The organism is Brachybacterium sp. HMSC06H03 (assembly GCF_001807385.1).
Classification (GTDB): Bacteria; Actinomycetota; Actinomycetes; order Actinomycetales; family Dermabacteraceae; genus Brachybacterium; species Brachybacterium conglomeratum.
In genome coordinates, this window is record NZ_KV788651.1 from 1 (window position 1) to 9,659 (window position 9,659).

Below are 9,659 nucleotides of genomic sequence, written 5' to 3' on the forward strand. Positions count from 1 at the left end.
TCCGGCGGGCTCCGACGGGGCCATCCGGTGCTGCTCGACGCCGCCTGGACTCCGGCCGCCGCGGAGGCCGCGCACGCGGACGTGGGCGCCCGCGGCCTGCTCCGCGCCCGACGGGATCAGGTGCAGCTCGTGGACTGCACGGATCTCGACGACGGTGCGGACCTCGACCTTCCCGAGGACCTGTGGCGGCTGGACGTGCGGGGCTGACCTCTCAGCCGCTCGCAGCGGTGCGCGCATGCAGCGGACCGCTGCCGTCGCGCAGCGGCTCGACGGTGCGGCGCTCGGCCCGCACGGCCAGGATCTCCGCGAGGATCGCGACCGCCACCTCCGCCGGGGTCCCCGCCCCCACATCGAGGCCGATCGGGGAGCGCAGCCGCGACAGCGCCTCCTGGCCCACCCCGGCCTCCCGCAGCGCCGTGCGCCGATCGCGATCGCTGCGCCGGGACCCCATCGCACCGACGTAGGCGATGTCCAGCCGCAGAGCGGCGACGAGCACCGGCACGTCGACCTTCGGATCGTGCGTGAGCACGCAGACCATGCTGCGGGCATCGAGGTCACCGCGCTCTGCGGCCGCGGCGAGGAACCGGTGCGGCCAGGCACGCACCACCTCCGCCCCCGGGAACGCCGTGGGATCGGTGAACGCCGGCCGATGGTCGCACAGCGTGATCCGCAGCCCGAGCGGCCGCGCCGCCTCCACCAGCGCCTGCCCGAAGGCGTTCGCCCCGAACACCACCAGGTGCGCGGGCCGGATGCGGGACTCGACGAAGAGATCGATCGTCGAGGCGTCCGAGGGGAGGCGGAGGGTGCCGGTGCGCGCCTCGCGGAGCATGGCGGCGACCCGGGCGCTCCCCGCCTCGAGCATCTCCGGGGGGAGCAGGGCCGTGAGCGCGCCGCGGATCTCCTCGGACCTGTCGCCTGCGAGGAGGACAGCGCGCGGACCGTCGGCGTCCTCGCCCTCGGACCGGGCCGGGCGCCGTGCGTCGTCGCCCTCGGGTGCGGCCGCCGGTGGAGCGTCGGACCCGTGCGGCAGGCGGGTCACGTAGGCGGCGGGGGCGGGGTCGTCGACCGTGCCGAGGGGGCTCTGGGTCCCCGGGGGCGGGGGAGCGAACGGCTGGATCAGCACCTCGAGCGAGCCCCCGCACATCAGCCCGACGGCGAAGGCGTCCTCCTCGCTGAACCCGAAGCTCCGGACGCTGCTCCTCCCGGTCTCGAGCGCTTCGCGGCAGGCCTCGAGCACCGCCCCTTCGACGCAGCCGCCGGAGAGCGAGCCGTGCAGTGCGCCATCGGCGCCCACCAGCATCGAGGTGCCCACGGGCCGCGGCACGGAGCCCCAGGCGGAGACGATGGTCGCGACGGCGCAGGGGACCGGATCGGAGGGCCGGGCGAGGCGCTCCCGGGCGCGGTCCAGGATATCGAGCACCTCCTCACCCTACGCGGTGGCCCGGACCAGCACGAGGGTCACGACCTCTCGATCGGACGCCTGGTCATCGCGCACCCTTCCTATGACTGGGATCACACCTGCTAGGGTCTCCGGGAGCGCCGGTCCTGCTCCCCGGGCCGGGGCGACGAACAGAACGAAGGAGTTGTGTCCGTGACCACCCCGTCCTCTGCGGCCTCCGGCCGCCCGCCCCAGCCGGGCTCCTCGCCTGACCGCGGCCCAGCGCAGCATCCCGGCGCCCCGCCCTCCCCGACCCCCGAGCAGTTCCAGGCCGTCCAGAAATCCGAGGAGTTCGGCCGGCTGCGCTCGAGCTTCCGCAGCTTCGCGATCCCGATGACCGTCGCGTTCCTGGTCTGGTACTTCGCCTACGTGCTGCTGTCCACCTACGCCGAGGGCCTGATGTCCACCCCGGTGCTGGGCAACCTCAACCTCGGCCTGCTGATGGGCATCAGCCAGTTCCTGATGACCTTCCTGATCACCTGGCTGTACATCCGCCACGCGAACCGGAACCTCGACCCGATCGCGGAGAAGCTGCGCGATGAGCTGGAGGGCGAGCACTGATGGAGTTCGGCAACCCCCTGTTCAACATCGCGATCTTCCTCGCCTTCGTGGTGATCACCCTGATCGTGGTCATCCGCGTCTCCAAGCAGAACGTCACCGCCGGAGACTTCTACCACGGCGGCCGCGCGTTCTCCGGCCGGCAGAACGGCATCGCCATCGCCGGCGACTACCTCTCGGCCGCCTCCTTCCTCGGCATCGTCGGCGCTGTCGCGCTCTACGGCTACGACGGGCTGCTGTACTCCGTCGGCTTCCTCGTCGCCTGGCTGGTGGCGCTGCTGCTGGTCGCCGAGCCGCTGCGCAACACCGCGAAGTACACGATGGCCGACGTGCTGAGCTTCCGCATGCGTCAGCGCCCCGTGCGCACGGCGGCGGCGACCTCCACCCTCGCCGTCACCTTCTTCTACCTGCTCGCGCAGATGGCGGGCGCCGGCGCGCTCGTCTCGCTGCTGATCGGCATCGAGGGCCGAGTGGGCCAGTCGATCGTGATCGCCGTGGTGGGCGTCGTGATGATCGCCTACGTGCTCATCGGCGGGATGAAGGGCACCACCTGGGTGCAGATCATCAAGGCGGTGCTGCTGGTGACCGCCGTCGGCGTCTCGACGGTGTGGATCCTGGCGCTCAACGGCTTCAACCTCTCCGAGGTGCTCGGCAAGGCCGTCGCCGAGCACCCCGACGGCGCCACCATCCTCGAGCCGATGCACCAGTACGGCACCTCCGGCGCGACCAAGCTCGGCTTCGTCTCCCTGGCGATCGCGCTGGTGTTCGGCGCAGCCGGGCTGCCGCACGTGCTGATGCGCTTCTACACCGTGCCGACGGCGAAGGAGGCCCGTCGCAGCGTCGTCTGGGCGATCGGGCTGATCGGCGTCTTCTACCTGTGCACCATGGTGCTCGGCTTCGCCGCCGCGTACATGGTGGGCGTGGACGTGATCGGCACCCTGCCCGGCGGCTCGAACTCCGCCGCACCGGCGCTCGCCTACGCCCTCGGCGGCACCGTGCTGATGGGCATCATCTCCGCGGTCGCCTTCGCGACGATCCTCGCGGTCGTGGCGGGCCTGACGATCACCGCCTCCGCCTCCTTCGCGCACGACATCTACAACGGCGTGATCAAGGACGGCAGCGCCACCTCGGCGCAGGAGGTCCGGGTCGCCCGGCGCACCGCCGTGGTGATCGGCGCCGTCTCGATCATCGGCGGCATCCTCGCCGCCGAGCAGAACGTCGCCTTCCTGGTCTCGCTCGCCTTCGCGATCGCGGCCAGCGCGAACCTGCCCTCGATCCTGTACTCCCTGTACTGGAAGCGGTTCAACACCCGCGGCTCGCTGTGGAGCATCTACGGCGGACTCGGCAGCGCCCTGGTCCTGATCACCTTCTCCCCGGTGGTCTCCGGCTCCGAGACGGCGATGATCCCCGGGGCTGACTTCGCCTGGTTCCCGCTGACGAACCCGGCGATCATCTCGGTGCCGCTGGGCTTCTTCCTCGGCTGGCTCGGCTCGGTCACCTCCTCGGAGCACGACGAGCTCAAGCAGGCCGAGATGGAGGTCCGCTCCATGACCGGCGCCGGCGCGGAGAAGGCCACCCAGCTGCACTGAGCCGGAGCTCGGCTCCTCGCTCGCCCCGCTGTTGCCATGTCATGTGACGCCCTGTTCCACCTGTGGAACAGGGCGTCACATGACATGGGGCCGACGTCCGCGAGACGAGGGCGTGGCGCGGGCTCGTCGCGTCGGTGCTGGGCGTCCTCGACCGAGACGTCGGAGGAGCCGTGGATCGTCAGCGCGAACGGTCCCTGTCCGGGGAAGGTGTGCGTCTCGCGGACGGCGGCCCAGTGGCGGGGGATCGGCTGCATGGGCCCGACCGCACCCGCCACGGGCCGCCCGTCGGGGGCCTCAGCCGATCGAGGCCTCGAGGGTGATCTCCACGCCCGCGAGCGCCTTGGAGACGGGGCAGGTCTGCTTGGCCTCCTCGGCCAGGCGCTGGAAGTCGGCGTCCTCGATGCCGGGCACCTGTGCGGTGACGGTCAGGGCGATCCCGGTGATGCCGCCCTCGCCCGCGTTGAAGGACACCTTCGCGGAGGTCTTCATCGAGGTGGGCGGGGTGTCGTTCTCGGCGAGCATGTTGGAGAACTGCATGGAGTAGCAGGCGCTGTGCGCGGCGCCGATCAGCTCCTCGGGGGAGGTGGTGCCCTGCTCGGCGTCCTCCGAGCGGGCCTTCCAGGAGAGGTCCATGGTGCCGAGCTGCGAGGTCTCCAGGGTGGTGCTGCCGGAGCCGGAGATCAGGTCGCCGTTCCAGGCGGTCGAGGCGGTGCTGACGACGGTGCGGGGCATGGTGACTCCTTCGGTCGAGGGTCGCGCCCGCGCTCCTGCGGGGGCGCTCCTGCCACGCTAGCCCGGACCCGCGCCCACGTCGATGCCCGCCAGGCGGAGCCGTCAGAACCTGCCCCCTCACCTCACTGCAGCGACTCGAACTTCCTCGCCCAGGCGGAGCCGATGGGGTTCGCGTCGGCGACCATGATCCCGAAGCGGTCCCCGGCGATCTCGGCGACCTCGGTCAGGGCCACGCGCCGCTCGTGCTCCGGGGAGTGGGCGAGGCGTCGCACCCCGTCCTCGAGGATCTTGCGGAAGGAGTCGGTGCGGCCCAGGAACGCGACGAACGGCAGGCCGAACCTCTCCTCGTAGCGGGCGGAGAGGTCGCGCAGCGCCTCCACGTCCTCCTCGGCGAGGCTGTCCAGGGCGAGGGAGCCGACGTCCTGGCTGATGCTGCCGGCATGCTCCTCGTCAGCCGTGACCAGGGTGGCCATGTCCGGATAGGCGCGCACCAGGGCGTCCTGCTCCTCGCGGTCGGCGGTCAGCACCGCGTCCTCGATCGCAGCGCGCAGCGCGGGCGCGTCCGTGAAGGGGCGTGCCTCCCAGGCCCGCTCGAGCGGCCAGGTCGCGCCGTTGAACAGGGTGCCGAAGATGCTCACGAACGCGTCGCGGTCCATGGCGTTCACGTCCTCGATGCCGATCCGTCGGCCGGCGGCGTCGGTGGCGACGTTCGCGCCGCGCTGGCGGCCGAGGTGGAAGAACAGGATGTTCAGCACGATCGCGGTGAGCGTGCCGACGGTCACGCCGGAGGAGACGAACACCTGCGCCCAGGAGGGGAACACTCCCGCGATGTCGGGCTTGAAGCTCACCAGCATCGCCAGGCCCAGCGAGGTGCCGACGATGACGGAGTTGCGGTTGTCGGTGAGGTCGACCTTCGACAGGGTCTGGATGCCCACCAGCGCGACCGAGGCGAACAGGGCGAGCGAGGCGCCGCCGAGCACGGGGGAGGGGATCGCGGCGACGACCGCGCCGGCCTTCGGCAGCACGCCGAGGACGATCATGATCACGCCGGCGCCCGCGACGACCCAGCGGGACTTCACCTGGGTCAGGCGCACCAGGCCGATGTTCTGCGCGAAGCAGGTGTACGGGAAGGAGTTCAGCACGCCGCCCAGCAGGGTGGACAGGCCGTCGGCGCGGATCGCCTCGGAGATGTTCCTCGGCCGGATGCGCTTGCCGACGATCTCGCCGGCGGCGAAGACGTCGCCGGTGGTCTCCACCATCGTGATCAGCATGACGATGATCATCGAGATGATCGCGGTGAGCGAGAAGGTGGGGATGCCGAAGTAGAAGGGGGTGGTGACCCCGAAGGCGGAGGCCTCCGTGACGCCGCTGAAGGAGGTGTCCCCGAGCAGCACGGCCACGGCGGTGCCGATCACCAGGCCCAGCAGCACCGCGATCGTGCCGAGGAAGCCGCGGAAGAACCGCTGGACCAGGACGATCACGGCGAGGGTGCCGAGCGCGTAGAGGATGTCGCGGGTGGCGGGGACGCCCTCGGCGTAGTTCGTGATGTCCCCGGCGGAGACGCCCAGCAGCGTGATGCCCATGGTGGTCAGCACGGTGCCGATCACGACCGGCGGGAAGAACCGCAGGATCTTCGCGAAGTACGGCGCGACCAGGAAGGTGAACAGTCCCGCGACGATGATCGAGCCGTAGATCATCGGCAGGCCCTCGGCACCGCCCTCGCCGCCGGTGGCCGCCAGGCCGATCGCGATGATCGGGGAGACGGCGGTCGTGGTCACGCCCTGGATGATCGGAAGGCGCACGCCCACCTTCCAGAAGCCGACGGACTGGATCAGGGTGGCGATGCCGCAGGTGAACAGGTCCGCGTTGATCAGGTGGATCGTCTGCTCGGGCGTGAGGCCGAGGCCCGAGGCGATCAGCAGCGGCACGATCACGGCGCCCGCGTAGAAGGCCAGCACGTGCTGGATCGAGAGCACGGTGAGCCGGCCGGGCGGCGGCACCTGGTCGACGGGGTGCACGGCGCGAGGGGCGGTCGCGTCCGGGGCGGGGGCGGCGGCGGAGGTCATGGGCGTCCTAGGGATCCGTCGGGCGAGGGGCCGACGCAGGGGTGGGGGCGGGCCCGGCGCACCGGGCCGCGCACCAGCGTAGGCCGGGGCGGTTGGCCGCGGCCTCCCCGTTCGGTCCGCGACCGGCCCTTCCGAGGGCCGTACGGGCCCCTGACCGGCGCGGCGAGGGCTGACGTGAGATCGATGGCACCGGATGGAACGCCCTGGCCGATCGCGGCGGGGAGGGGTACAAGGGAGGGGTGAGCACCCCCGAGCAATCCGACGACCCGGCCTCGACGACCTCCGTGGCCTGCGCGCCCATCGCCCCCGTCGGCCGGGGCGGCCGGGTCGTCGGCGCGGTGCTCGCCGTGCTCGCGGTCGCGACGATAGCGGTGAACCTGCGCCCCGGCGCGACCGGCGTCGGCCCCCTGATGGAGCCGATCGTCTCGGCCTACGGGCAGGGACCGGCCGCCTCCGGCCTGCTCACCGCCCTGCCCTGCCTCGCCTTCGGCGCCCTGGGCCTGCTCGCCGTGCCGATCTCGCGCCGCCTGGGCCTGACCGGCTCGATCGTCGCCGCCTTCGTGCTCTCCGGGGTCGCGCTGCTGCTGCGGCCGGGCACCGAGGTGTTCGGGCTGTTCGTGGCGCTGTCCGTGCTGGCCCTGATGGGGCCCGCGCTCGGGAACGTGCTGGTGCCGGCGTGGATCAAGCTGCACGGCGGACGCCGCACCGTGGGGCTGATGACCCTGTACAGCGTGGTCCTCGCGATCGGCGGCTCCGTCGGGGCGGCCCTCGCCGTGCCGCTCACGGGCGGCGCCGCCGACGGCTGGCGCGGCTCCCTGCTGTTCTGGGGTGCGGTGATGGCGCTGCCGATCGTGGTGTGGGCCGTGGTCCTCACCCGCACCGGGCACGACTTCCCGCCGGCTCCGCCGAGTGCCGGAGGGACAGGCGGGCCCCGCGTCTCCCTGCTGCGCTCGCCCACCGCGATCGCGCTGACCTTCATGTTCGCGCTCCAGTCGCTGAACGCCTACACCCAGTTCGGCATGCTCCCGCAGATCCTCGCCGACGCCGGGATCAGCCCCGCCAGGGCCGGGATGCTGGTCGGGGTGATCGCCGGCTGGGGACTCGCGGGCGGGCTCGTGATGCCGACGGTCATCGCTCGCGCCCCGGGGCTGCGCTTCGTCGTGGCGAGCTTCGGCGCGCTGACCACGATCGGCTATCTCGGCCTGCTGCTCGCCCCGACCGTGAGCCCCCTGATGTGGGCATGCGTGCTCGGGATCGGCGGCTTCGCCTTCCCCACCGCGATCGCGCTGCTGCCCGCCCGCACCCGCTCCCCGCAGATCACCGCCCGCCTCTCCGGCGCAACCCAGCCCGTCGGCTATCTCCTCGCCGCGATCGGCCCGATTCTCGCGGGCATGCTCCTGGATGCGACCGGCTCCGCGGCCGTGGTGCTGTGGTTCCTCGCCGGCACCGGCGTGCTGCTCGCGATCGCGGGCTTCCGCGCCGGGCTGCCACGGATCGTCGACGACGAGCTGGCCGGCTGAGCGAGGGCCGACGGGCCGCCCGCGCGCCGGTGCGCCCTGCAACTCGAGGCGCTCCGACGCGCCGCCCCGGATCCCGTGGGAAGATGCCCCCATGAGCCTCGTCCGCACCCTGCGCATCCTGGCCTCGCAGCGGCCGTCCCTGCCCCCTCGCTCCGTCGCCGACCCCTCGCGGGTACGCCGTGTGCGCCACGACCACGTGCCCGTGACCTGGATCGATCCCGGGCTTGCGAGCACCGCGACGATCGTGCACCTGCACGGCGGCGCCTACGTGCAGGGCGAGTCCCGCCAGACCTGGGAGTGGCTCGAGGAGGTCGCCCGCCGCGCGGGCACCGCCGCGGCGATGATCCACTACCGCCTCGCGCCCCGCCACCGCTATCCCGCTGCGGTCGACGACGTGCTGCGGGCGCTGGCCGACATGCAGCGCGAGACCGTGCTGCGCCCCCGTCGCTGGGTGCTCTCCGGGGACAGCGCCGGGGCCGGGCTCGCGCTCGCCGTCGCGCAGACCCTCGCCGCCACCGCGGGCGAGGCCCCCGCCGCGCTGCTGCTCGAGTCGCCATGGTCGGATCTCTCGCGCGAGGACCACGGGGAGGAGAGCCTGAAGGTCGCCGCCCGCCTCTACGCCGGTGCCGTGCCCCGCACCGAGCCGCGGCTCAGCCCCGCGCTCGGGGACCTCACCGGTCTGCCGCCCGTGCACCTCGTCGGCGGGGACCGCGACCCGCTGGTCCACGACGGCCGGCGCCTGATCGCCGCCCTCGCCGAGGCCGGCGCCGAGCACGAGGTCCTCGAGCTGCCCGGCGGCGGCCACCAGGTCGCCGTCGCGGCCGACGGTCCAGCTGCGCAGGAGGCGCGACGCTTCCAGATCGCCGCCGTCCGCGCGGCCCTCGGCATCGACGAGCGCGCCGCCCGCTGACCTGCCGCGACAGCACCCGCCGGGCCGGGGGTGTACGCCGTGCTCCAGGGCGTCCGCTCAATACATGACGCTGTTCAGAATTGCGGGCGGGAGAGGGGGTTATCCTCTCGCCATGAGCGGAGCAGACCGAGGGGTCGGCGGGTACGTGATCTGGGGCGGCAGTCCGCGGGCGGTCGCGCGGGTGCGCGATGCGGTGGTCGGGCATGCCGCGACCGGGACGCTGCGCCTGGTCGTCCAGCAGCTCGCCCTCCACGAGGAAGGGCGCGAGGCCGGCGTCCACGAGATCATCGACGCGATCGTCGACGTCGGCGGGAACCTCGTCGCCTACCCGGTGCGGGAGGCGGTGCGGGCCGATGCCGCCGCCTCCGCCGCGCTGGACGGTGCCCTGGCCCAGCTGCGGGCCGACATCGCCGAGGAGCTCACCTCTGCGGTCGACTCGCTCGAGGTGGTGCTGGACCGCGACGGCCGCCGCGAGGTGAGGCTGCTGCTGCAGGTCGAGGTCTCTCCGGGCGAGCTGGAGGACGATCCCGCGCCCGATGCCCTGCACGACGGCGACTTCCACATCCACCACTACGCGCCCGCGCTCGACGACCTGCGCGACCGTGTCGCCGCGCCGTCGCCGAGCCCGCTGCGACGCGTGCTGGGCCGGATGCGCGCGAGCCTCGCGCACCGACGCGTCTGATACTCGCCGTCAGCTGCTCTCGACGACCGGGGCGGAGGCGTGCGTGCCGGTCCCGTCCGCGCCGGGGCCGGGGCACATCCCCGCCGCGGTCGCACCGGGCAGCGTGAGCCCCATCGCCGCGGCGAGGGACACGCCGAGATCCGCCCAGGAGCCCTCGACCCCGG

At 72.9% G+C, this 9,659-nt stretch carries 8 protein-coding genes and 1 pseudogene; 6 read left to right on the forward strand and 3 right to left on the reverse strand.

All coding sequences use genetic code 11. From position 1 onward, the window contains the following. Nucleotides 1-207 (forward strand): annotated as a pseudogene (locus HMPREF3159_RS01380) (nucleotidyltransferase family protein); the annotation flags it as partial. Between the two features lie 4 nt (nt 208-211). On the opposite strand, the gene HMPREF3159_RS01385 reads toward HMPREF3159_RS01380, so the two are convergent. Continuing rightward, nucleotides 212-1,420 (reverse strand): XdhC family protein, encoded by a 1,209-nt coding sequence (locus HMPREF3159_RS01385; RefSeq protein ID WP_070499278.1) that lies wholly within the window; start codon nt 1,418-1,420, stop codon nt 212-214. Between the two features lie 171 nt (nt 1,421-1,591). On the opposite strand from HMPREF3159_RS01385, the gene HMPREF3159_RS01390 reads away from it, so the two are divergent. After that, nucleotides 1,592-1,999 (forward strand): DUF485 domain-containing protein, encoded by a 408-nt coding sequence (locus HMPREF3159_RS01390; RefSeq protein WP_070499286.1) that lies wholly within the window; start codon nt 1,592-1,594, stop codon nt 1,997-1,999. Next, nucleotides 1,999-3,585: a solute symporter family protein gene (locus HMPREF3159_RS01395; RefSeq protein WP_070499279.1), complete on the forward strand. Its 1,587-nt coding sequence runs from the start codon at nt 1,999-2,001 to the stop codon at nt 3,583-3,585. The genes HMPREF3159_RS01390 and HMPREF3159_RS01395 overlap by 1 nt, the downstream gene beginning before the upstream one ends. 294 nt (nt 3,586-3,879) lie before the next feature. Here HMPREF3159_RS01395 and HMPREF3159_RS01400 read toward each other — a convergent pair whose 3' ends face one another. Continuing rightward, nucleotides 3,880-4,317, reverse strand: coding sequence for an OsmC family peroxiredoxin (locus HMPREF3159_RS01400; RefSeq protein ID WP_070499281.1), 438 nt, complete (start codon nt 4,315-4,317; stop codon nt 3,880-3,882). Nucleotides 4,318-4,439: 122 nt separating this feature from the next. Continuing rightward, the gene (locus tag HMPREF3159_RS01405) at nt 4,440-6,383 is read right to left on the reverse strand and encodes a solute carrier family 23 protein (RefSeq protein WP_070499282.1); all 1,944 of its coding nucleotides are present in this window, start codon (nt 6,381-6,383) and stop codon (nt 4,440-4,442) included. Nucleotides 6,384-6,622: 239 nt separating this feature from the next. On the opposite strand from HMPREF3159_RS01405, the gene HMPREF3159_RS01410 reads away from it, so the two are divergent. From HMPREF3159_RS01410 to HMPREF3159_RS01420, 3 genes are all read left to right on the forward strand, one after another. Continuing rightward, on the forward strand, nt 6,623-7,903 hold the full coding sequence (locus HMPREF3159_RS01410; RefSeq protein ID WP_083305740.1) for an MFS transporter: 1,281 nt from the start codon (nt 6,623-6,625) through the stop codon (nt 7,901-7,903). Nucleotides 7,904-7,994: 91 nt separating this feature from the next. Beyond that, nucleotides 7,995-8,813: an alpha/beta hydrolase gene (locus HMPREF3159_RS01415; RefSeq protein ID WP_070499283.1), complete on the forward strand. Its 819-nt coding sequence runs from the start codon at nt 7,995-7,997 to the stop codon at nt 8,811-8,813. Between the two features lie 112 nt (nt 8,814-8,925). Next, a complete protein-coding gene (locus HMPREF3159_RS01420; RefSeq protein WP_070499284.1) occupies nt 8,926-9,495 on the forward strand; it encodes a hypothetical protein in 570 nt (189 codons plus the stop codon). Nucleotides 9,496-9,659 lie beyond the last annotated feature (164 nt).

Excerpts from the sequence above, each read along its gene's own strand:
- HMPREF3159_RS01395 (WP_070499279.1), top strand. The coding sequence starts at position 1,999 with ATGGAGTTCGGCAACCCCCTGTTCAACATCGCGATCTTCCTCGCCTTC.
- HMPREF3159_RS01420 (WP_070499284.1), top strand. The coding sequence starts at position 8,926 with ATGAGCGGAGCAGACCGAGGGGTCGGCGGGTACGTGATCTGGGGCGGC.
- HMPREF3159_RS01415 (WP_070499283.1), top strand. The coding sequence starts at position 7,995 with ATGAGCCTCGTCCGCACCCTGCGCATCCTGGCCTCGCAGCGGCCGTCC.
- HMPREF3159_RS01400 (WP_070499281.1), bottom strand. The coding sequence starts at position 4,317 with ATGCCCCGCACCGTCGTCAGCACCGCCTCGACCGCCTGGAACGGCGAC.
- HMPREF3159_RS01405 (WP_070499282.1), bottom strand. The coding sequence starts at position 6,383 with ATGACCTCCGCCGCCGCCCCCGCCCCGGACGCGACCGCCCCTCGCGCC.